This is a genomic window from Arthrobacter sp. K4-10C (assembly GCF_059090085.1).
Genome location: NZ_JBNHFI010000009.1, coordinates 132,101 through 153,064 on the forward strand (window position 1 = coordinate 132,101; position 20,964 = coordinate 153,064).

A 20,964-nucleotide genomic window follows, 5' to 3' on the forward strand; every position below is an offset into this window, starting at 1 on the left:
GGTTGACCGGCCCCGAGGGGCCGTGCCAACCCCGGAGGGCAGCCGCTACTTGCGGCCGACGAACCAGTCCTGGAGTTTGCGGAGCCGCGCCTGAAGCTGTTCCTCGTTGGCCTGTGCCACGGCGGGGCCGCCACACACGGTCCGCAGCTTGGTGTGCACCACGCCGTGCGGCGTGCCGGTCCGCGCGGACCACGCGGCCACGTTCTTGGCCAGCTCGTTCCGCAGGTCCATGAGCATCCGGTGGTCCGGTACTGCCGGGGCGCTTTCAGCTGCTGCCGGTGACTTCCTGTTCTTCCGGTTCAGCTGCTCATGCTGGCGCTGGCGCAGGAGGGTGCCCACCTGCTCCGCGTCCAGCAGTCCGGGGATGCCAAGGAAGTCCAGTTCGTCGTCGGATCCTACCTCGCCGCCCGTGCCGAACTCGCCGCCGTCGAAAAGCACGCGGTCAAAAGAGGCCTGCGAGTCCAGCGCCTCGAACTTGCCCTTGGTGAGGCTGTCCGAGGCCTTATCCTCCCGGTTAGCCTCGGCCATGAGCGAGTCCTCGGGGTTGAAGAGGCCGTCGCCGTCCTCCTTCTCCGGACGGTCCAGTGCGTGGTCCCGTTCCGCCTCCATCGAGTTGGCCAGGGCCATCAGCTGCGGCACCGAGGGCAGGAAGACCGACGCCGTTTCACCCCTTTTGCGGGCACGCACGAAGCGGCCAACAGCCTGGGCGAAGAACAAAGGGGTAGAGGTGGACGTGGCGTAGACGCCCACGGACAGCCGCGGAACGTCCACGCCTTCGGACACCATACGGACCGCTACCATCCAGCGCGTGTCTCCCGCCGAGAACTCCTCGATCTTGCTCGAGGCCTTGGCGTCGTCGGAAAGGATGACGGTGGGTGACTCCCCCGTGATCTTCTTCAGCTGGCCTGCATAGGCACGGGCGTCCTCGTGGTCGGTGGCGATGACCAGGCCGCCGGCGTCGGGCACGGTGCGGCGGACCTCGGTCAGCCGCTTGTCCGCACCCGCCAGGACGGCGGGGATCCACTCGCCCGCAGGGTTCAGCGCAGTCCGCCAGGCCTGTGACGTGATGTCCTTGGTGACGGCAGCCTCGCCCAGAGATGCTGCCATCTCCTCGCCGGCGCTGGTGCGCCACCGCATCTGGCCGGAGTAGGCCATGAAGATCACCGGCCGGACCACGTGGTCCCGCAGCGCGTTGCCGTAGCCGTAGGTGTAGTCGGCTTTGGAACGGCGGATGCCGTCCCTGTCCTCGGCGTACTCGACGAAGGGAATGGGCGAGGTGTCCGAGCGGAACGGGGTGCCTGTCAGGGACAACCGTCGCACCGCCGGGTCGAAGGCCTCGCGGAGGCCGTCACCCCAGGACAGGGCCTCGCCGCCGTGGTGGATCTCGTCCAGGATCACCAGGGTGCGTGCCGCTTCGGTTTTGGCGCGGTGCAGCAGGGGCTTGCTGGCCACCTGCGCATAGGTGACGGCAACGCCGATGAACCCGCGGCCGTGCTGGCCGTCGGAGTTCTTGAAGTTGGGGTCGATGGCGATGCCCACCCGTGCTGCCGCGTCGGCCCACTGCCGCTTAAGGTGGTCCGTTGGCGCCACGACGGTCACGCGGTTGACGGCGCCGGAATCGATCAGCGTTGACGCTATCCGCAGTGCGAACGTGGTCTTACCGGCACCCGGGGTTGCCACCGCCAGGAAATCGCGGGGGCTGTTCCGCAGATAGAGGTCAAGGGCTTCCTGCTGCCAGGCACGGAGTTTCGGGGCGGTTCCCCAGGCTGCGCGTTCCGGATAAGCCGGAGGCAGGGTGGGGCCGCCAAAGAGAGTTTCCGTCACTATTTGTTGTTGCCCGGGTCCCCTCCGGGACCCTTGCCGCCGTCGTTGCCCGGGCGCAGGCCGTCGTAGACCTCTTTGCACGTGGGGCACACCGGGAACTTCTTTGGATCCCGGCCCGGCGTCCAGACCTTGCCGCACAACGCGATAACGGGCTCGCCGGTCATCGCAGACTCCATGATCTTTTCCTTGCGCACATAGTGCGCAAAGCGCTCCCGGTCGCCCGGCTCCAGCTCCTCGCGCAGTTCTTCGCGCTCAATGGTGGCTGTGGACGTTCCAGCCCCGGAAAGCTCACGCATCGGGTCGTTTTCGAGAGGGTCCGTCGTGCTAGTCATGCCAACCATCTTAGCCGTTCCGATGACCGGTCGTCCGACGGCGGGCGGTCGCTTTGCGGCGGGACACCCCTACCCTGCACCGGCCGCCGTCGGACGTTTGTGCAGCCTTCCGGCCGTGCGTTTCGCCGGTCACAGGCCTTGCCATGCCGGCTTGTTGTCATAAGTGTGCCGGTAAAAATCCGCGAGCTTGAGCGCCGAAGCCGCGGCCTCGTCCACCAGGATGGTGGCGTGCGGATGAAACTGCAGGACCGACGCCGGGCAAATGGCTGAGACCGGCCCCTCGACGAAGTCGCGCACAGCCTGGGCTTTCTGGGCTCCGGTGGCGAGCACGATCACATGCCGTGCCTCCATGATGGTCCCCAGTCCCTGGGTGAGGACGTGGTGCGGGACCTCGGCCAGGCTGTTGAAGAAACGGGCGTTGTCCCGGCGTGTCTGCTCGATCAGGCTCTTGATCCGGGTGCGCGAGGCAAAGGAGGAACCGGGCTCGTTGAAGGCGATGTGGCCATCGGTACCCACTCCGAGGAGCTGCAGGTCGACGCCGCCGGCCGCCCGGATGGCCTCCTCATAGCTCTGGCATGCAGCAGGGATGTCATCGGCTGCACCATCGGGGCCATGGACATTCTCCGGAGCGATATTAACCCGGTCCGTGAATTCCCGCCGGATCACCTCACGGTACGACTCGGGGTGGCCGGCGGGCAGGCCCACATATTCGTCCAGGGTGAACGCAGAGGCCTGGCTGAAGTCCAGGCCCTGCCCGTGCCGGTCCGCGAGTTCGCCATAGACCGGCAGCGGCGAGGACCCGGTGGCAAGGCCCAGCACCGCGTCGGGCTTCCGCCGGAGCAGATCCTCTACGGCATCCGCCGCCAGCTTTCCGATCTGCCTGCTGCCGCCAAGGATGACTACTTCCATGCTGTTCCCTTCCGCCGTTCAGCCTGCCGTTACCGGTTCACAGCCAACTGGGCCAGGAGTTCCGGACCGCGCGCATCAAGCCATTTTCCGCCCAGCCGCACGCCCGCCACAAACAGCGCAAGGCCCAACGCGGTGCCCACCGCGAGGTTGATCCAGCCGAAGAGGCTGTCTCCCGTCACCAACTGCGCGATCACCAGGGCTGTCTCGGGCAGGACCAGGACCAGGAGGACCAGCATCCCGCCGAACTGGACGGCGAGGGTCTGCCCAACGTTGCCTGGCGGCTTCTTGAAGGGGCTGTCCCCAGGCAGCGGAACCGCCACCGTGTAGCGGGCGGAGACCACGGAGGCCAGCCCCAGACCGGTGAAGAGGATGCCCAGGCTCAGCCCCAGCTGGCCTGGCAAGCCGGTCCAATCGCCGGTGAACGCCGAATGCCCCACGGCGAAGACGACCACTACCGGCAGGGCGAACGACATGCAGGCCAGGGCGCGGCCCAGCCGGTCCGCCACGCCCGAAACGCCCGTTGCCAGGTGCAGCGCGAACGCGGTGTTGTCGTAGGACACATCGGCGGAGATGGACCAGGCAATGATGAAGGCCGAAATCGGCGCCAGGAAGGCCAGGCTGAAGTAGTCTCCGGTCTGGGCTCCCTGGAAGACCAGGACGACGGGCAGCAGCGGGATGACCACCAGGGATCCCGAATAGCGCGGGTCGCGGACCCAGTAGGTGAGCGACCTTGCCATGACGGCGCCCGCGGGGACCGGCGGCAGGAGCCCCAGCAGCCCCAGCCGGCTGCCCCTGCGCTTGCTGCTGCCGGCGTACGGCGGCGTGACGAGCGCCCGTTCCAGCAGGAGCTTCCAGCACCAGGCCAGGGCACCGAGCGCGGCCAGGGACACCAGGAACTTCACGGCGGCCTGACCGAACAGGCCTGTATGGAGGTCTCCGCCCAGGGACCACGGTGCGCCGAGCGGGGTCCAGGACAATGTGCGGGCGAAACCAGGCAGGAAACCGGTTGAGTTGGCTATGCCCTGGCTGACGCTCGCGATAATCGGCCCCAGGAGGACGAGCGGCACCATGAAGGCTATGGCGCTGATGTCCTTGAAGCGGCGGGATGCTGCAAGGCTTGCGGTTGCCGTGGTCACAACCTTGGCCAGCACGACGCAAGTCATGACGCCCAGCGCTGCTCCCACCAGTGCACCAAGCACGGGCAGCAGTCCGCGGAACCAGGTCACCACTGTGGACAGGGCCACCAGCGCAGTGGCCAGGCCCGGGATGCCGATCAGCCCGCCAAGTGCCAGTCCTGCCAGCATCTGCTTCATGGGAATGGCGAACGTGGTGAACCGGGCCGGGTCCAGGGTCATGTCCGTGGCTGATGCAACCACCGGAATGATCCCCCAGCCCAGGACAGCCGCGGAGCCGCCCAGCACCACTGCTGTCTGGGCAATCTCGGGGTCGGCAGTGCGCAGCAGGACCAGTACCACCACCAGCGTGGCGATGAGGCCCAGGGCGTACAGCGCAGCAAAAGCCAGGCCCACCAATTGCCACGGGCTGCGGCGGAGCCCGTTGCGGAGCAGTGTCAGTTTCAGCCTTAGAAGGTGCGCAACCATTCCAGCCCTTCCGTGCGGCTGCGGCCGCCCACCAGCTGGACGAACCGGTCTTCCAGAGAGGCCCCGGCGCGGACCTGGTCCACCGTCCCGGCAGCCAGCAGCCGGCCGCCCGCCACCACGGCCACATGGTCGCACATGCGCTGGACCAGGTCCATCACATGGCTTGAGACCATCACGGTACCGCCGGATGCCACGTAGCTGTCCAGGATGGAGCGGATGTTGGCTGCCGACACGGGATCCACCGCTTCGAAGGGTTCATCAAGGACGAGGAGCCGCGGCGCGTGGATCAGTGCGGAGGCAAGCGCGATTTTCTTGGTCATCCCGGCGGAGTAGTCCACTACCAGGGTTCCGGCATCCTGGGCCAGGTCCATGGCTTCCAGCAGCTCTCCTACCCGGGCGGCCACCACGTCCCTGTCCATGCCGCGCAGCAGCCCCGCGTAGGTGATCAGCTGCTCGCCGGTCAGCCTGTCGAACAGCTTCACTCCGTCGGGCAGGATGCCCATCAGCTTCTTGGCTTCCAGCGGGTGGGCCCAGACGTCGACGCCGTGAACTACCGCGGTGCCGAAGTCCGGCCGCAGGAGCCCGGTAGCCATGGACAACGTGGTGGTCTTGCCCGCGCCGTTGGGTCCCACGATGCCGAAGAAGGAACCGGACGGAACATCCAGGCTGATGCCGTCCACCGCGATCTTCTGGCCGAACCGTTTGGCAAGGCCGCGGATGGACAGGGCCGGGACGGTGCCGGAAGCTGGAGACGAGGCGGGTGCGCCGGCATGGGGAGCATGCAGCTGCGGGCCTGCGGGATCGGGTTGCTGGGCGGTCATGAAGCCAGACTAGCCCCCTGCCCCGGGCTGCGGGGTCCTCCGGGAGGAGTAGCAAGAAAGGCGTACGGCAGAGCACCCGGCGCAGGCCCGGGTACCGGCGGTTCCTACCGCACCTTTCGGATGCGGATCGGTCCCCTGGCCGTCGTGGGATCAACCACCGAGCCGCCCTGGGTGATCACCACCTTGCCCGCACCGACCAGCCGCCGTGCGGCGCGCCGGGCCGGCTCCATGAGGTCACGCCAGTTTTCGCCGCCCACCGCACGTGCCGCATCTGACGGACAAATAGTGGACGACGGGGACCTGCCAGCCAGAAGCTCAAGGATCTTGGCTTCCAGCTGCCGGTCCATCGAGTCGGAATCGCGTGCGGTCACTGCTGGTCCCTTCAGAAGCTGCGCCGCGGCAGCGCCCGCTCATACTGGGGCACCCAGCCGATGTCGTGACCCAGTTCGAAAGCGGCACGCTGCCACCAGTGCGGATCGCGGAGCGCGGCCCTGGCAATGAGCACGGCGTCAGCCTGCCCGGTGGCGATGGCGTGCTCTGCCTGCCCGGCAGAGGTCAGCAGGCCCACCGTTCCAGTGGGAATGCCCGCCTCGTTGCGGATGGCGGCGGAAAACCCGGTCTGGTATCCGGGACCGGGGGTGATTTTTTGGTGCGCCACTGCTCCCCCGCTGGACACGTCGATCAGGTCCACGCCGCGCTCCGCAGCCTGCCGGGCCAGGCGGACGGAGGCTGGCAGGTCGATTCCGCCCTCGGCCCAGTCGGTGGCGGAAATCCTCAGGAGCAGCGGCATCGAGTCAGGAATCGCGTTTCGAACCGCGTCGACGACGGCGAGCATCAGCCGGTTGCGGCCGGCCTCGTCCCCGCCCCATTCGTCGCTGCGCAGATTGGTCAGCCTGCTTTGGAACTGGTGCAGCAGGTAGCCGTGGGCCCCGTGGATCTCCACCGTGTCGAACCCTGCTTCCACCGCGCGGACCGCCGCCGCAGAAAAGTCGGAGATGACCGCGTGGATCTGTTCCGCCGTCATTTCAGCAGGAGCCGCATAACCGTCATACGCCACTGCTGACGGCCCCACCGTGCTCCAGCCGCCGTCGGATGCTGCCACCGTGCCGTGCCTGCCGGAGAACGGCCACCAGGTGGAGGCCTTCCGTCCGGCGTGTGCCAGCTGCACCCCGATCTTGGCACCGGCCGCCCCGTGGCGGTGCACGAAAGCGGTAATCCGCTGCCAGGCCTCCGCCTGGGTGTCGTTGTAGAGCCCGGCGTCGCGGGGGCTGATCCGTCCCTCTGCACTCACCGCGGCCGCTTCCGTGAGGAGCAGCGCGGCGCCGCCGGCGGCGAAGGAACCCAGGTGCATGAGGTGCCAGTCGTCCGGAACCCCGGGGGCGGCGTCGGGGTCGCAGCTGTACTGGCACATCGGTGACAGCCAGCCGCGGTGCTGGAGCTCCAGGGAGCGGAGCTTCAGCGGCTCGAACAGCGCCGGCACTAGAAGAGGACCCTCGCCAGGGCCTGGCGTGCCTTGGAAACGCGTTCGTCGGATGCGCCCACCACGTCGAAGAGCTCCAGCAGGCGCACCCGTGCGGTCTCCCGCTCCGGGCCGAAGTTCCTGCCGATGAATGCCACCAGACGGTTCAGCCCGTCGTCCACATGGCCGCCGGCAATGTCCAGGTCAGCGACGCCCAGCTGGGCCTCCAGGTTGTCCGGTTCGTTGGCGGCGAGGGCACGGATGGACTCCCCGTCCTGGGCGGACAACGGCTGCAGCCTTGCCATGAGCTCCACCTGGGCAAGTCCGGCCTTGGCGTCGTAATCGGACGGCATCTCCTTAAGTGCCTGCCGGTAGGCGTCGGCGGCAGCTTCGAAGTCGCCGGCCTCGATGGCGTCGAACGCGGCCTGGTGCAGCGGCGGAAGCGGTGCGGGCTCCGGTTCCTCACCGGCGCCGGCGTTGAGGCTGCCGGTGACGCCGTTGGCGGCAGCCACCTTCAACAGCTCATCAAAGAGGGCACGCACCTGCTGCTCCTCCGCACTGCCCTGGAAAAGCGGCACAGGCTGCCCCTTGAGGACAGCGACCGCGGTGGGAACCGCCTGCACCTGGAACGCCTGGGCGAGCTGCGGGAAAGCGTCGATGTCTGCGGCACCCAGGACCAGCCGTCCGCCGTAGCTTTTCACCACGCTGTCCAGTGTCTGGAGCATCCCGCTCGATTCCGGCGAATACGGGGCCCACAGTGCGAAGACAACCGGGACCTGCGCGGACAGTTCCACGAGCTGCTGGAAGTTGGCCTCGGTGACGTTGACCCTCAACTCCGGTCCGCCAGTTCCCCCGGCCTGCGTTTCCTCGTGCCCGCCGTTTGCGGGCACGCCAGCGCCAGCGGACGCCCCGGTTCCTGCGGGCGCGGCCGGGCGCTGCTTCAGGGTGGACAGGTCGACGGCGCCGCGCAGGTTAAGCAGGCTGGCAGCGGCTGGAGGGACTGGGCGGGAAGCAGGCGAACTCATGCTTTCCACTTTAGCCACTCCGGCCGCTGCCGGAAGTACTGCGGTAACGGGGCTACTTGAAGCTGGCCCCTACCAGGCCGCGGGTTGCCGCGATGAGCTTCATGGGATCGGTCGAACCTGCAGGCGGAACGTAAACGGCCATGGACTCGGCGAAGTTGAGCACCATGCCGGTGGTGGTTTCCTTGCCGCCCGCCAGGGCTGCTGCGTCATCGCCGATGGTGAGCTTGTCACCGGCAGCCTTCGGGGTGCCTTCGAAACCAAAGTTGATCCGGCCCAGGACCAGCGCCCCGCCATCCTCGGTGCGGAACACCACGGTGCTCTCCGGAACCACCTTGTGGGTGAAGGAGAAGTTTCCGTTCTCCCCGGCCTTGACCACCTCGGCCTGGTAGGACAGCGTGTCAGCGATATAGGGCGAGGATTCGCCCTCAACAAGCTTGTCCTTGAAGGGGGATTCAGGGGTGGTGAGGCGGTCGGCGAGGCCCGAGAGGGCTTCTTCACCGCTGTACAGGAGGCCGGTCTTGTCGCCAGGGGCAAGCGTGTCCGTGCCCCCGCGGCTGATGGTGGGGAACGTGGCTCCCGGCTGGAGCGGAGTGGTTTCCACCAGCTTGTAGTTTTCCCGCGGCGACGGCTGGACCAGGGTCAGCAGCTGCGGCACCACGTTGCCGTCACCCTGCGTCACGGCCAGGACGGAGCGGGGCCACTCGCGGTCGCTGGTGACAACCGTGGTGAGCAGTTTGGTGGACCGCACCGGCATCCTGGGCTCGTAGGAGGCCACCTGGGAACGGATCTTGTAGTTCTGGGTGCGCACCTCCAGCTCCGTGCCACCTACGCGCTCGGCCAGCTGGGCCGCGTCCTTGGCTGCATCGCCCGCGTCCACGGCGCTGGAAACCTGTTCCAGGATCCGGCGGAACTGTGCATCAAGCAGGACCGGCTGTCCAGCGTCCTGGGCAGCGGGAGCGGAAACCGTGCCCGTGGACTCAGGGGCAGGGGTGGCCGCGTACGCGGCCGTACCGGAACCTGCCAGGACTGCTGCGGTGATGCCGGCCGCCACCATGCCGGCGCGCGACGAGGCCTTGGTTTCGGCGCGGGCCTGGTTCCGGGCCCGGGCCCGCTGTGCGAAGCCGCTGCCCGGGCCGTCGCTTTCGCCGTTGCGCTTGCGGGCGGACAGCAGTGCCAGCACGATGCCACCGAGGATCAGCAGGGATCCCAGCACCATCAGCGGAATGGCCCAGGGAGTGGACGTGTCATTCGGGAACGTCATTGAGATGGAGGCCGGGGCGGCCTTGGTTCCGTCGGACGCCAGCAGGAGGGTCCAGTCACCGTCAGCCGGAGGTGTCCAGGAGTACTCCAGTTCACCGCTGGCGTTCTCAGTGGAAACCCAAAGGTCCGATCCGGCCGGGTTGGGGCCGGTGGCTTCGCCGTCGGCGTGTTCAACCTGCAGGGACTTCCCGTCCTCAGAAACACCGCTGATGGTGTTGTGCGCGGTTTGGCCCACCCAGGCGTCCACGTCATCCGGCCGCCCGGCGGCGAGCAGGAAGTTTCCGTCGCCTTCGATGGCGATCTTGACGGTACCACCGTGAAGGGTCCGCAGGTTCTGGTCAATGACGGTCAGCGGCGCTTCCGCAGCATCCGCGGGCGCGGTGGCCGTGAAGGTCTCGGAAGGGGCCCAGATGGTTCTCTGGCCGATGCCGGCCAAAAGTGTCAGGAGGCCGAGCAGCACGAGTGCGACTGCAGTCTTTAAACGCAAGGGAACACCTATCATCAGCGGGGGTTTGCCTCCCATAGTAACCGTTTTGTTACCAGGGACCCTGATCGGCCCTGCTGCAAAGCCCGGCAGCATGCCCGGGAACATGCTCCTTCGCAGCTGTTGACAAGGCGGCTGATAGTGTTTGCGATGATCATCACACCGGCCCGCCGACGCGGTGCCACGCACGGAACAGGCACCCAAAACCAGTGACTGACAAGACGGACGAGTCTTCCGCCGCATCCGAGAATCCAGGGGGCAAGCAGCCCCCGGCAGCCGTGCCGCCGGGACCTTCGGGTGGCGGCCGGAAAAGCTCTGCCGCGGCAGCCCTTGGCCTGGTGGCCCGCCGGCTTCGCCAGCCGCTGCCGGGGGCCCAGCCGAGGCTCCGGTTCGAGATGCCGCCGGAGTACGTCCAGGAAGACCAGCAGGAGGCTGACCTGGAGCGGGACAGCGAGTTGCGCCCGCAGTTCGGCCGGCCGGGCCCCAGGATGTCGCCGCAGCATCCCCTTTACATGGGCTTCATGGGCACCGTGGGCGTCGGCCTTGCCCTGCTGGTCTACTGGATCGGCTCGAACACCACCCAGCTGCTGTTGTGGATCGTGGCAGCCCTGTTCATCGCCCTTGGCCTTGAACCGGTGGTTGGCTGGCTGGAGAACCGAAAGATTCCCCGTCCGGCAGGAATCCTGGTCTCCGTGACTGTCCTGGTGAGCGCCGTCGTCGGCTTCTTCGCCACGCTTATCCCCACCATCGTGGGCCAGGTGACCGAAATCGTGGAGCAGGCGCCGGTGTGGATCCGGGACTTCATCGACTCCGAGTTCTTCCGCAGCCTTGACGACCAGTTCGGCGTCCGGGACCGCGTCGCGGAGGAGCTGGACAAGTTCGTCAACGACCCCGCCGCGGTGGGCGGAATCTTCGGCGGCGTGGTGGGCTTCGGCTCCACGATTGCCAACGGCCTGTTCGGCACCCTGATCGTCCTGGTGCTGAGCCTGTACTTCCTGGCAGCCCTGCCGGCCATGAAGAAATGGGGGTACCGGCTGGCGCCGCGCTCCCGCCGCAACCGGGTGGAGGCACTGTCCGAGGAAATCACCCGCTCAGTGGGAAACTACGTGATCGGACAGGCGTGCGTGGCAATCCTTAACGCCACGTTCGCCTTCATCGTGATGTCCATCGTGGGCATTCCGTTCGCCCTGCTGCTGGCCTTCGTGGTTGCCCTGCTCGCCTTCATCCCGCTGGTGGGCGGAATGATTGCCGGGATTGTGGTGCTGCTTGTCTCCCTGACGGAGGGCTGGCAGACCGCCGCCATCTACGGCATCTGCTACTTCGCCTACCTGCAGTTCGAGGCCTACTTCATCTCACCGCGCATCATGCAGAAGGCCGTGGCGGTGCCCGGCGCGGTGGCGGTTATTTCCGTGATTGCGGGCGGCAGCCTGCTGGGGATCCTCGGCGCCCTGATCGCCATCCCCACGGCGGCCGCCGTCCTGCTGCTGATCAGGGAGATCTACATCGTCCGGCAGGACCAGCACTGAACCCGGCAGCGGCCTATGCGGAAGCGGTAGCTGCCGGGCCGTCCCACTCGGTGGGCAGCCCGGCCGCACCGGAACCCGCTTCAGTGACATCGTCCACGATTTCGTTGAGGACCCGGGCGGCGTACTTCTCCCCCACCCACAGGTGCTTCGCGCCGTCAACGCCCACTACGCGCGCCTGCGGCACCAGGCTGAACCGTGCGGCCGCCTCGGCCGGCTGGAGGAAGTCATCGTGCTCGGGGACCAGGACGGTGAGCGGCTTGCCCGACTCGGCCCACTGCTGCAGGTGCTTGTCCGTGGCCCGGTGCAGCGGCGGGGACAGCAGTACAGCACCCTCCACTTGCGACGCAACCGGCTCCACCGCGCCGTACATCAGAGCCAGCTCGGTGCCGAAGGACCAGCCCACCAGCCACCGGTTGGGCAGTCCGCGTTCGACGGCGAAGCGGACCGCCGCCTCGACGTCGTACCGCTCGCCGATGCCCTCCTCGAAGGCGCCGGTGCTGGTTCCGCGCGGGGAGGCGGTGCCACGGGTGTTAAAGCGGAGCACCGCGATGCCGGCCAGGGCCGGCAGACGGTAGGAGGCCTTGCGGTACACATGCGAGTCCATGAAGCCGCCGTGCGTAGGCAAGGGGTGCAGGGTAATCAGCGTCGCGCGGACAGGCCCCGATTCGGGCAATGCCAGTTCGCCCACCAGGGTGTGGCCGTCGTCCGTCTGCAGCTCCACGTTTTCGCGCCGGGCAGGCAGGACGGTGGCGGCACGGATGGGAACGGGGCCCCGGGCCGGGGTGAATTCGTACGACGCCGGATCAAAAGTCATGCCTGCCAGCTTAGCGACAGAAGGGGTTCTTCCGCCCATGCGGTCAGCGGTAGCGGTAACTGCGCGACATCCAGCAGTTGGTGTGCCAGTGCCGCCGCTCCGCCAGCCCGGCCGCGGCGCCGAAGAGGTGGTCGTCCTTCCACACCACCAGGTGCGCCACCCCCGGCAGCACGGCGGTGGAGCATTCCGGGCAGATGTACGTCTTCTCAGCGTTTTTTGCCGTCATGGTGCGGACCATCCATTCCCCGTCCGGCGCACTTTCCCGCCGCGCAATACCGGCCCGGGCACGTTCCAGGTCAAGCTCGGGAACGTCACCGCTTCCCTTTTTCCCGGCGCCCTTTCTTGCGGAGCCAGCGGCCTTTCCTGAAACAGGACGGCGGGGACGGTTCGAACGCGGCATGCATCCATTCTGCCCCAGCCGGGAACACCCGCCGCGCGGGTGAAACGGGCCGGCCGCCCGCCGTCGGGACCGGCCGGCGGGGCGGCACGCGATAGTCTGTAGGGCGTGCGACTTGTCATAGCCCGATGCTCCGTTGATTATGTTGGCCGGCTGAAGGCCCATCTCCCCCTCGCCACCAGGCTCCTCCTGGTCAAGGCGGACGGCTCAGTGCTGGTCCATTCGGACGGCGGGTCCTACAAGCCGCTCAACTGGATGAGCCCGCCGGCCACCCTCCGGGTCTCCTCTCCCGAGGATGTGGATCTTGAGCTGGGAGTGGTGGAGCAATGGACCGTCCAGTCAGCGAAAACCGACGACCGGCTCATCATCAATATCCATGAAAAGCTAAGCGAAACATCCCACGACCTCGGGGTTGATCCGGGCCTGATCAAGGACGGCGTGGAGGCCGATCTCCAGCGGCTCCTTGCTGAACAGATCGAAACGCTCGGCACCGGCTATTCCCTGATCCGCCGTGAGTACTTCACGGCCATCGGACCGGTGGACATCCTGGCGCGCGACGCCGACGGCGGCACAGTGGCCATCGAGCTCAAACGCCGGGGCGATATTGACGGCGTGGAGCAGCTCACCCGATACCTGGAACTGCTCAACCGCGACCCGCTGCTGGCGCCCGTGCGCGGAATCTTTGCAGCCCAGCAGATCAAGCCGCAGGCAAAGGTGCTGGCGACCGACCGCGGCATTGACTGCATCACCCTTGACTACGACGCCATGCGCGGCGTGGACGACAGCGAATCGCGCCTTTTCTGAGCGCTGCACCACGGCAGAGTAATGAAACAGGCCTCTGACGAGGCATTTAACCCGTTCTTTACCTAAATTTTGACCGTTTCCCCGTCAAAACCGTTGACCCGCGCGAAGAGGCATGAAATTCTTATCTCAGTCTTTGTGTAGGTGTTTTTCATGCTCGCAAGACATGTTGCGAGCGCGAAGCTCCTGCAACGCCGGACCTTTTATCGGGGCCGGAATTCAGGATTCTTCTCGCGGAGTGACCAAGGCCGGTACGAGGTGTGCCGATCTTAAAAAGTTCCACAATGAGGAGAAATAAATGGCACAGGGAACCGTCAAGTGGTTCAACGCTGAAAAGGGCTTCGGCTTCATTACCCCGGATGACTCCGACGGTGATGTCTTCGTTCACTACTCGGAAATCCAGACCAACGGCTTCAAGACCCTCGACGAGAACCAGCGTGTTCAGTTCGAGATCGGCCAGGGCGCCAAGGGCCCCCAGGCTACCGGCGTCACGCTGGTCTAGTCCCCCGCCGCACGGCCGCTTCCACGGCCCGCAGCGACAAATGATCCCCGGTATTTCTGCCGGGGATCATTTTTGTTTCAATTGCCGGTTCCCGGATCTTATCCGGCATCTTTGCTGCAGCTCTTTCGGCTATCGCGCAAATGCCATTACTTGACCAATTTGCGGACCAGGCGCGCGCCCTGCGGCAGGGAAAGCCCGGGCAGGTATGCACGGGTCAGGGCCCGGCCGATCGCCGGCAGGTGCAGCGGGTCCTGGTAGTACAGATACAGCGCGCGGTATTCCGGCTTGAACCGGGACTTGAACGCTGCCAAGGACCGGAAGCCGTACACCGGTTCAAGTGCATGCCCCACCAGGTCGAGTATGCGGACCAGGTTCTCAGCACTGTCCTGGTTCGCTGCGCTGTCCTGGGTGCCGCCGTGGCTGGCCAGCGGCGAACCTGACAGCGAGATCACTTCCGCCGAGCCGCGCAGCTCCAGCACCGCGGAGGCAATCAGGAACTCCATGACGCCGGGAAATCCTTCGGTGCCCCTGCGCATGACGTCCAGCGTCCTGCTGACCAGCTTCCCGTCGTCGTACACCGGAAGCCAACTGGTCACGCCATGGACCGCGCCGTTCCCGTCCACCGCAAGGCAGCACAGGACTTCGTCGTCATCGAGTTCGTCCACCCCGCCCAGCGTGAAGCCCATCTCCGGAACCGATTTATTGGCGGCCCATTCCTCCGAAACCTCGTTCAGCTTTGACCGCAGGGACGCCGGCAGCGAGTGGTAGGGGCCCCACACCGCTTCCACCCCCAGCTTCGCCGCCCTGTTCAACGCCGTCCGGACGTTCTGCCATTCCTTGCCCTTGAACTCCAGTTCCCTGATGGCCAGCCGCGTCTCCTGCGCGACGGGCACCCTGGCAAACCCGCGCTCCTGCAGCACGGGCCACAGGGCATCATCGCAGGAGTACAGTGCGGGAATCAGTGCCTGGCTGCGGCAGTATGCCAGGAACCCCTCGGTGACCGGCTGCTGGGCCTGGCGTGGCCCGAAAGCGCCGCCAAGGGTCAATGCCACACTGCCGTGCTGCTGGTAGGCCATGGCTCCCTGCCCGTCGGGGCTGAACCAGTACGTGTTGGGTTCCCAGAGCGCCATCCATGACAGTGGACCGCCGCCCCTGTGCAGCAGTTCCCGGGCCCGGGACCGGTCCTGCCGGCCGGAATCATGGCCGTGGTGGCCGCCGACCAGCACCCACCACACCGCCACGAGCGCAATCACCCAGAAGACCGGACCCGAATACGCGAAGAGAACAGCTTCCACGCTGTTCCGGTCCGCAAACACACGGTGGTAGTGCTGCGGAATGGGAACCGGGACATACTGTCGGGCCAACTCGGCGAAGAGTCCCAGCAACCCACCGTCCCGCTCCAGCCCGCCGGACCATAACCAGGCGGCGGCGTAGGCGGTTGCCAGCAGGCCCCAGGAGCCGACCACCACCACCGCGAGGGTGCGCCGGGCGGCGGGGAGCGTCTGCACCCTGAACTGCCGCCGGTTGAGCCAGAGGACCACGGCCAGCAGGAGGGGTACGACGACGAGCGGCAGCACGTGCGCGAAAGCCGAGCCCATGGGTGCCGCCTGCGGTCCTTGCGGACGTGAGGGGACCAGCGCAAAGAGCGCGAGGTAAACGGCCGCCAGCGCAGTAACGGCCAGCTGGATGGCAATGGCGATATTCAGCGCCAGCCTTCGGCCGCGGCGCATGCCGTCGGCACAGATGAGCAACAGGAGTACCGGCACCACGGCGAGGGCCAGCCCGAACGGGCCGGCGAAACCTGCCCGCCCCGCTTCCAGGCAGGAGGCCTCAACGGTTGCCCCGCAATTGAAGGCGAGCTGGCTGAGGGTGGGCATCGGATTCAGCACTACGTCCCGCAGGAGCGCCAGCGGCCCTGTGGGGGCGCGGGCGATCCCGGTAAGGATTGGTCCGACGGCGAAAACGGCAACAGTCAGGGCCAGGAGGTTCCGGGCCTCACGCCCTGTTGAACGGTGCCGGTGCAGCTGGCCCTGGTCGCCCTGGATCCACCACCCCGCCAGCAGCCCGAGAAGGGCGCCCAGGAGGCCGATGACGGTTTCGGCATGCCCCACGTACAGGACCAGCAGGAGGGATACGGAGATCACGGCCGTCCTGAGCCGCCGTTGCCAGAGGACCGGCAGGCGTGCACTGCCGGCCAGCCCTGCTGCGAGAACGGGACCGTAGGGTCCGATAAGGACGTCGTCCGCCATCCGGTCCAGCCATCCGTCGCCGGCATACACTGCGAGCTGGGTGATCAGAAGGAACAGCGTGACAGCAGCGAACTGGCCGCCGAAGAGCAGGCCCGCCGCCACCCGGGACCCGAGTTTGCGCTCGGCAAGCCCCAGCAGCACGATGATCATCAGTGACGCTGCCAGATAGGCCAGGGGGTTGGTGGCGAAAAAGAGGCTTGTGAAGAGCGACCACCATCGGCCGGCACGGAGTCCCGGGCCGCTGACGCCGGCCAGCTCCAGCAGGTGTTCCGGTGGCCCGGCCAGGTAGCTGCCGGTCACGGCACCGGCACCGAGGAACACCGCAAGGACAGCCAGGCTGAACGGCACGGACCGCAGCTCGGCTGCACCGCGGCCCAGCGCCGGGCGGATCACGGTCTCCCAGGCCAACGCCGCGGTGCGGACCTGACTGTCAGTGCTCACAGCGGCAGCCCCCATCTGTCCGCGAGGAAATCCAGGGCATCCTCAATCCGCCGCGACGAGGTGTCCCAGGAGTGGCCGGTGTGTTCCACCTCGTAGGCCCTTACCGTGAACCCGGCGTTTTCTGCCGCCGCTGCCAGTGTCCGCAGATAGCCCACGAACTCTGGATCGTCCTGTCCTGCCGTCAGGTACAGGCCGCTGCCCTCGAACCGCTCCTGCTTCATGATGGCCAGGGGCGTTTGCCGGTCGAAGGCCTCGGGGTCGCCGGGGAAGGAAGCGTCGATGGTCTTCTGCCGTTCCTTGGCGATGGCCGGCTCGGCCTCCGCAGAGAACGCCAGCGCCGCCGGAAACAGCTCAGGATGCCTCGTGGCCAGCTGCACCGCGCAGGTGCCGCCGAACGAGAAGCCGCCGGTTGCCCAGCGGCTGTGGTTGGTGTCCACCGTAAGGGTGGAGCTGATCCATCCCGCGACGTCTTTGGCCAGGTAGGTGTCAGCACGGGCAATCCGGCTGTCCATGCACATGGTATTGGCGGATTGGGAACCGTTGGGGTCGGGAATCACCACAACTGGAGCAACCCCGCCATGTGCCGCCGCATAGGTGTCCATGTGCCCCTGGATGGCACCGCCGGTCAGCCAGTCAGCAGGGCCTCCCGGCTGGCCGGCGATCAATACCAGGACCGGAAGCGCCGGCCGGTTGGGGGCAAAGTAGGCAGGCGGCAGGTAGATGTACGCTTCCCGCGCGTTCATCCCCGAAAGGGTGCCCGGGATCGACGCCCTGCGCATGGCTCCCCCGGCGGGCAGTTCGCCCTGCGGAGTCCAGCCGTCGAGGGAGACGCCGTCGAGCTGGCCGGGCTGGCGCGTGAGCCCTGCTTCAAGTGGGGGAATCCGGGACAGGGCTGTGCCCAGCAGGTCGCTCACTGTCCGGTGCAGCCCGAAGTAGGCGTTGATCTGGACCGAGGACAGCGCCACGACCAGGAGTGCTGCCACAAGGGCAGTTCCACGGCGGGGCCAAGTGCTGCGCGGAAGGCGCATCAGCCCCAGCAGCACGGCGACGACAGCGGGAACCACCCAAAGCAGGACAGCATCCGGAATGTTCTCCGGGAACACCGTGAAGACGTTGATGAGGGCCCAGTGCACTGTGGCCACCAGGGCAAATGCGGCGGCGGAAGCGGCGATGATGCGGAAAATCCAGCGGCGTCCGGCATGCGCTGGCGAAGGCGGGAGCAGGAGGTAGACGGCTCCGGCAGCCCCCAGGACGAGGGCCGCCCAGTACAGGGGGCCGTCCGTGAGCCGGACCTCGAAAATCCAGTCCACGACGGCTAGCGCCAGGTCCCCACGCCGATGACCGGGCCGGCCTCCAGCCATGATGAGAGGCCCGTGTAGGCGTCGAACTTCATGGCGAGGCGGAGGTCCTGCCCTTCGTACCGGAGTTCAACAATGACGACGTCGGGCTGGACCTTGACGGCCTCGGCTTCGGTCGGGTTGCGGCGGCCCAGGAGTTCAAGCGAGTGCCGCTTGAACTTGTGTTTGGGCCGGACGCTAAGCGAGAGCAGCCGAAACCACTCAAGGTCGTTGTCCTGATAACGACAAACCCCCATCTGCCAGCTGTTTCCAGCCATGCAGATGGAGGCGTCCACCGTGCCGAGGGCACGCCGCAGGTTGAAGCGGCGTACCCCCGAAAGGCACAGTGCAAAGATCAGCAATCCAAAAGCGGTTGCCAGTGCGATGAACGGAAGACTAGATGCGTCCATCAAGGTGATGCTAGCGAATCCCAGCGGTAGCCGACTCACCCAGGTGGGCGTTGTCAGCAACAATAACCACGCGGTTGTTGTCCACGGAGAAGAACCCGCCGTCGACAGCTACTGCGATACGGTCACCGGACACCGGCTGGATGGCCAGCTCACCTTCGGCCAGGATCGCCAGCAGGGGCGAGTGGCCGGGCAGGATTCCGATTTCACCATCGCTGGTGCGGGCCTTGACCATCTTGGCCGCTCCGGACCACACGAAGTGGTCCGCTGCGACAATCTCAACCTGTAGCTCAGCCATGTTACTTGGTCTGTTCCTGGATCTTGGCCCACTGGCGCTCAACGTCATCGAGGCCGCCGACGTTGAAGAACGCCTGCTCTGCGATGTGGTCGAGCTCGCCGTCGCAGATGGCTGCGAAGCCTTCAACAGTGTCCTTGATGGAAACCGTGGAGCCCTCGACGCCGGTGAACTGCTTGGCGGTGTAGGTGTTCTGTGACAGGAACTGCTGGATGCGGCGTGCACGGGACACGACGATCTTGTCCTCTTCCGACAGTTCGTCAACGCCGAGGATGGCGATGATGTCCTGGAGTTCCTTGTTCTTCTGCAGGATCTGCTTGACACGGACAGCCGTGTTGTAGTGGTCCTGGCCGATGTACTGGGGATCCAGGATTCGGGAAGTGGACGTCAGCGGGTCAACAGCCGGGTAAAGACCACGGGATGCGATTTCACGGGAAAGTTCCGTGGTCGCGTCGAGGTGGGCGAAGGTGGTTGCCGGCGCCGGGTCGGTGTAGTCATCTGCGGGAACGTAGATGGCCTGCATCGAGGTGATGGAGTGGCCCTTGGTGGAGGTAATGCGCTCCTGCAGGAGGCCCATCTCATCAGCCAGGTTGGGCTGGTAGCCCACGGCGGACGGCATACGGCCCAGAAGCGTGGAAACCTCGGAGCCGGCCTGGGTGAAGCGGAAGATATTGTCGATGAAGAGCAGCACGTCCTGCTTCTGGACATCGCGGAAGTATTCCGCCATGGTCAGGGCGGACAGGGCCACGCGCAGACGCGTTCCCGGCGGCTCGTCCATCTGGCCGAACACAAGGGCGGTGTCCTTCAGAACGCCGGCCTCTTCCATTTCGACCCAGAGGTCGTTACCTTCACGGGTACGCTCACCAACACCGGCGAATACCGAGGTACCACCGAAGTTGCGGGCAACACGGGTGATCATTTCCTGGATCAGGACGGTCTTGCCCACGCCGGCGCCGCCGAAGAGGCCGATCTTTCCACCCTTGATGTACGGGGTGAGAAGGTCAATCACCTTGATGCCGGTTTCCAGCATTTCGGTCTGGCCTTCAAGCGAGGCGAAGGAAGGAGCCTTGCGGTGGATGGGCCAGCGTTCGCTGATTTCCAATTCCGACTCGGCAACATCCAGGGGCTGGCCCAGGACGTTGAAGATGTGGCCCTTGACGCCGTCGCCGACGGGCACGGAGATCGGTGCGCCGCTGTCCACCACGGACGTGCCGCGGACCAGGCCGTCGGTTGCCTGCAGGGAGATGGCGCGGACGAGGTTGTCACCCAGGTGCTGGGACGTCTCGAACGTGATGGTCTTGGTCTCACCGTTGAGAGTAATCTCGGTGGTGAGTGCGTTATAGATCGACGGGATTGCGTCAGCCGGGAATTCGACGTCGACAACCGGGCCGATGACGCGCGCAATGCGGCCGGTGGCACCGGTCGTTGCGGCTACGTTTTCGGTAGCAGTGGCAGTCATCTCTCTCACTTCACTCAGTAGATGGCGTGGGGTTAAGTTTATCTGTGGTGGTGCAGGTTCAGCGGAACCGTGGCCGGGTTACGACGCAAGGGCGTCGGCGCCGGCAACAATCTCGGAGAGCTCCTGCGTAATCTCGGCCTGGCGGGCCGTGTTGCGCAGACGCGTGTACTTCTTGATCAGGTCCGTGGCGTTGTCCCCTGCCGACTTCATCGCGCGCTGGCGGGCAGCCAGTTCGGACGCCGCGGCCTGCAGCATGGCTGCGAACAGGCGCGATTCGATGTAACGCGGCAACAGTGCGTCAAGAACCCGCTCCGTCTCCGGCTCAAATTCGTACAGCGGCAGCAGGTCCGACTCGGAGGCGGCTTCCTCTTCCACTACCTCCAGGGGCAGCAGCCGGATGACCGTGGGTTCCTGGCTCACCATCGACTTGAAGCGCGTGTAGACGACGTGGATCTCGTCCACGCCACCGTCCTCGAAGTCTGCGGCGAAATCGGCCAGCAGCGCGTCGCCGATTTCACGGGCGGTGCCGAACTCGGGCGCGTCGGTTCCTCCGGTCCAGACCCGCGCGTACTGGCGGTTCCTGAAGTCGAAGTAGGCCTGTGCCTTCCGGCCCACGAGGTAGGTTTTGACTTCCTTGCCTTCAGCGTGGAGAAGCTCGTTGAGACCTTCCGCCTGCTTGAGGACACTGGCGGAGTAGGATCCTGCAAGGCCACGGTCCGAGGTAATTACCAGGACTGCGGCACGGCGGATCTGCTCCGGCTCGGTGGTCAGCGGGTGGTCGATTTCGCTTTGGCTTGCGACAGCAGAAACGGCGCGCGTGATCGCGTTCGCGTAAGGCAGTGAAGCTGCTACGCGCGCCCGGGCCTTACCGATGCGCGAGGTAGCGATCAGTTCCATCGCCTTGAAGATCTTGCGCATCGACGTGGTCGAGCTGATCTTCTGGCGGTAGACCCGGATCTGGGCTCCCATACTTATCCTTTCCTAACATTCCGTAAACCGGGTGTGCCGGACCCTGAGGCCC

The 20,964-nt window shown here is 66.2% G+C and carries 20 protein-coding genes; 3 read left to right on the forward strand and 17 right to left on the reverse strand.

Annotation, left to right across the window (positions count from 1 at the left end; translation table 11 throughout):
- Positions 1 to 45: 45 nt before the first annotated feature.
- The 9 genes from AC5RUU_RS14025 to AC5RUU_RS14065 form a co-directional block, all read right to left on the reverse strand.
- Positions 46 to 1,824, reverse strand: a complete 1,779-nt coding sequence (locus AC5RUU_RS14025; RefSeq protein ID WP_493975809.1) for a DEAD/DEAH box helicase — start codon at positions 1,822 to 1,824, stop codon at positions 46 to 48.
- Positions 1,824 to 2,165, reverse strand: a complete 342-nt coding sequence (locus AC5RUU_RS14030; RefSeq protein ID WP_493975810.1) for a DUF3039 domain-containing protein — start codon at positions 2,163 to 2,165, stop codon at positions 1,824 to 1,826. Before AC5RUU_RS14030 ends, AC5RUU_RS14025 begins: the two co-directional genes overlap by 1 nt.
- Positions 2,166 to 2,285: 120 nt before the next feature.
- Complete coding sequence (gene nagB, locus AC5RUU_RS14035) at positions 2,286 to 3,065, reverse strand: glucosamine-6-phosphate deaminase (RefSeq protein WP_493975811.1); 780 nt, start codon at positions 3,063 to 3,065, stop codon at positions 2,286 to 2,288.
- A gap of 29 nt (positions 3,066 to 3,094) precedes the next feature.
- Positions 3,095 to 4,666 (reverse strand): transporter, encoded by a 1,572-nt coding sequence (locus AC5RUU_RS14040; RefSeq protein ID WP_493975812.1) that lies wholly within the window; start codon positions 4,664 to 4,666, stop codon positions 3,095 to 3,097.
- Positions 4,648 to 5,487 (reverse strand): ABC transporter ATP-binding protein, encoded by an 840-nt coding sequence (locus tag AC5RUU_RS14045; protein WP_493975813.1) that lies wholly within the window; start codon positions 5,485 to 5,487, stop codon positions 4,648 to 4,650. Before AC5RUU_RS14045 ends, AC5RUU_RS14040 begins: the two co-directional genes overlap by 19 nt.
- A gap of 104 nt (positions 5,488 to 5,591) precedes the next feature.
- Positions 5,592 to 5,858 (reverse strand): DUF3253 domain-containing protein, encoded by a 267-nt coding sequence (locus tag AC5RUU_RS14050; RefSeq protein WP_493975814.1) that lies wholly within the window; start codon positions 5,856 to 5,858, stop codon positions 5,592 to 5,594.
- Positions 5,859 to 5,869: 11 nt separating this feature from the next.
- Positions 5,870 to 6,967 carry an NADH:flavin oxidoreductase/NADH oxidase gene (locus tag AC5RUU_RS14055; protein ID WP_493975815.1) on the reverse strand — a complete coding sequence of 366 codons (1,098 nt, stop codon included), beginning with the start codon at positions 6,965 to 6,967 and terminating at the stop codon, positions 5,870 to 5,872.
- Positions 6,967 to 7,971 carry a co-chaperone YbbN gene (locus AC5RUU_RS14060; protein ID WP_493975816.1) on the reverse strand — a complete coding sequence of 335 codons (1,005 nt, stop codon included), beginning with the start codon at positions 7,969 to 7,971 and terminating at the stop codon, positions 6,967 to 6,969. Before AC5RUU_RS14060 ends, AC5RUU_RS14055 begins: the two co-directional genes overlap by 1 nt.
- Positions 7,972 to 8,023: 52 nt before the next feature.
- On the reverse strand, positions 8,024 to 9,733 hold the full coding sequence (locus AC5RUU_RS14065; protein ID WP_493975924.1) for a DUF8094 domain-containing protein: 1,710 nt from the start codon (positions 9,731 to 9,733) through the stop codon (positions 8,024 to 8,026).
- 191 nt (positions 9,734 to 9,924) lie between these two features.
- Here AC5RUU_RS14065 and AC5RUU_RS14070 point away from each other — a divergent pair, with 191 nt between their 5' ends.
- Entirely contained in the window at positions 9,925 to 11,241 is a 1,317-nt protein-coding gene (locus AC5RUU_RS14070) for an AI-2E family transporter (protein ID WP_493975817.1), read from the forward strand.
- Between the two features lie 13 nt (positions 11,242 to 11,254).
- Here the strand turns inward: AC5RUU_RS14070 and AC5RUU_RS14075 are convergent, their stop codons facing one another.
- Both AC5RUU_RS14075 and AC5RUU_RS14080 read right to left on the reverse strand, forming a co-directional pair.
- A complete protein-coding gene (locus tag AC5RUU_RS14075) occupies positions 11,255 to 12,055 on the reverse strand; it encodes an alpha/beta hydrolase (RefSeq protein ID WP_493975818.1) in 801 nt (266 codons plus the stop codon).
- 43 nt (positions 12,056 to 12,098) lie between these two features.
- Positions 12,099 to 12,455 carry an Rv1322 family protein gene (locus tag AC5RUU_RS14080; protein WP_493975819.1) on the reverse strand — a complete coding sequence of 119 codons (357 nt, stop codon included), beginning with the start codon at positions 12,453 to 12,455 and terminating at the stop codon, positions 12,099 to 12,101.
- A gap of 105 nt (positions 12,456 to 12,560) precedes the next feature.
- On the opposite strand from AC5RUU_RS14080, the gene nucS reads away from it, so the two are divergent.
- Positions 12,561 to 13,256 carry an endonuclease NucS gene (nucS, locus tag AC5RUU_RS14085; RefSeq protein WP_493975820.1) on the forward strand — a complete coding sequence of 232 codons (696 nt, stop codon included), beginning with the start codon at positions 12,561 to 12,563 and terminating at the stop codon, positions 13,254 to 13,256.
- Positions 13,257 to 13,551: 295 nt separating this feature from the next.
- Positions 13,552 to 13,755: a cold-shock protein gene (locus AC5RUU_RS14090; protein WP_133346276.1), complete on the forward strand. Its 204-nt coding sequence runs from the start codon at positions 13,552 to 13,554 to the stop codon at positions 13,753 to 13,755.
- Between the two features lie 146 nt (positions 13,756 to 13,901).
- Here AC5RUU_RS14090 and AC5RUU_RS14095 read toward each other — a convergent pair whose 3' ends face one another.
- The 6 genes from AC5RUU_RS14095 to AC5RUU_RS14120 all read right to left on the reverse strand — a co-directional run bounded on the left by AC5RUU_RS14095 (position 13,902) and on the right by AC5RUU_RS14120 (position 20,912).
- Positions 13,902 to 16,460, reverse strand: coding sequence for a bifunctional lysylphosphatidylglycerol flippase/synthetase MprF (locus tag AC5RUU_RS14095; protein WP_493975821.1), 2,559 nt, complete (start codon positions 16,458 to 16,460; stop codon positions 13,902 to 13,904).
- A complete protein-coding gene (locus AC5RUU_RS14100) occupies positions 16,442 to 17,755 on the reverse strand; it encodes an alpha/beta hydrolase (RefSeq protein ID WP_493975822.1) in 1,314 nt (437 codons plus the stop codon). Before AC5RUU_RS14100 ends, AC5RUU_RS14095 begins: the two co-directional genes overlap by 19 nt.
- A gap of 5 nt (positions 17,756 to 17,760) precedes the next feature.
- Positions 17,761 to 18,192: a DUF2550 domain-containing protein gene (locus tag AC5RUU_RS14105; RefSeq protein ID WP_493975823.1), complete on the reverse strand. Its 432-nt coding sequence runs from the start codon at positions 18,190 to 18,192 to the stop codon at positions 17,761 to 17,763.
- A 10-nt stretch (positions 18,193 to 18,202) separates the two neighbouring features.
- Positions 18,203 to 18,487, reverse strand: coding sequence for a F0F1 ATP synthase subunit epsilon (locus AC5RUU_RS14110; protein ID WP_493975824.1), 285 nt, complete (start codon positions 18,485 to 18,487; stop codon positions 18,203 to 18,205).
- A 1-nt stretch (position 18,488) separates the two neighbouring features.
- On the reverse strand, positions 18,489 to 19,943 hold the full coding sequence (gene atpD, locus AC5RUU_RS14115) for a F0F1 ATP synthase subunit beta (RefSeq protein WP_493975825.1): 1,455 nt from the start codon (positions 19,941 to 19,943) through the stop codon (positions 18,489 to 18,491).
- Between the two features lie 78 nt (positions 19,944 to 20,021).
- Entirely contained in the window at positions 20,022 to 20,912 is an 891-nt protein-coding gene (locus tag AC5RUU_RS14120) for a F0F1 ATP synthase subunit gamma (protein WP_493975826.1), read from the reverse strand.
- Positions 20,913 to 20,964: the final 52 nt, after the last annotated feature.

Excerpts from the sequence above, each read along its gene's own strand:
- AC5RUU_RS14030 (WP_493975810.1), bottom strand. The coding sequence starts at position 2,165 with ATGGTTGGCATGACTAGCACGACGGACCCTCTCGAAAACGACCCGATG.
- nagB (WP_493975811.1), bottom strand. The coding sequence starts at position 3,065 with ATGGAAGTAGTCATCCTTGGCGGCAGCAGGCAGATCGGAAAGCTGGCG.
- AC5RUU_RS14040 (WP_493975812.1), bottom strand. The coding sequence starts at position 4,666 with ATGGTTGCGCACCTTCTAAGGCTGAAACTGACACTGCTCCGCAACGGG.
- AC5RUU_RS14045 (WP_493975813.1), bottom strand. The coding sequence starts at position 5,487 with ATGACCGCCCAGCAACCCGATCCCGCAGGCCCGCAGCTGCATGCTCCC.
- AC5RUU_RS14060 (WP_493975816.1), bottom strand. The coding sequence starts at position 7,971 with ATGAGTTCGCCTGCTTCCCGCCCAGTCCCTCCAGCCGCTGCCAGCCTG.
- AC5RUU_RS14065 (WP_493975924.1), bottom strand. The coding sequence starts at position 9,733 with ATGATAGGTGTTCCCTTGCGTTTAAAGACTGCAGTCGCACTCGTGCTG.
- AC5RUU_RS14075 (WP_493975818.1), bottom strand. The coding sequence starts at position 12,055 with ATGACTTTTGATCCGGCGTCGTACGAATTCACCCCGGCCCGGGGCCCC.
- AC5RUU_RS14080 (WP_493975819.1), bottom strand. The coding sequence starts at position 12,455 with ATGCCGCGTTCGAACCGTCCCCGCCGTCCTGTTTCAGGAAAGGCCGCT.
- AC5RUU_RS14090 (WP_133346276.1), top strand. The coding sequence starts at position 13,552 with ATGGCACAGGGAACCGTCAAGTGGTTCAACGCTGAAAAGGGCTTCGGC.
- AC5RUU_RS14095 (WP_493975821.1), bottom strand. The coding sequence starts at position 16,460 with ATGGGGGCTGCCGCTGTGAGCACTGACAGTCAGGTCCGCACCGCGGCG.
- AC5RUU_RS14105 (WP_493975823.1), bottom strand. The coding sequence starts at position 18,192 with ATGGACGCATCTAGTCTTCCGTTCATCGCACTGGCAACCGCTTTTGGA.
- AC5RUU_RS14110 (WP_493975824.1), bottom strand. The coding sequence starts at position 18,487 with ATGGCTGAGCTACAGGTTGAGATTGTCGCAGCGGACCACTTCGTGTGG.
- atpD (WP_493975825.1), bottom strand. The coding sequence starts at position 19,943 with ATGACTGCCACTGCTACCGAAAACGTAGCCGCAACGACCGGTGCCACC.
- AC5RUU_RS14120 (WP_493975826.1), bottom strand. The coding sequence starts at position 20,912 with ATGGGAGCCCAGATCCGGGTCTACCGCCAGAAGATCAGCTCGACCACG.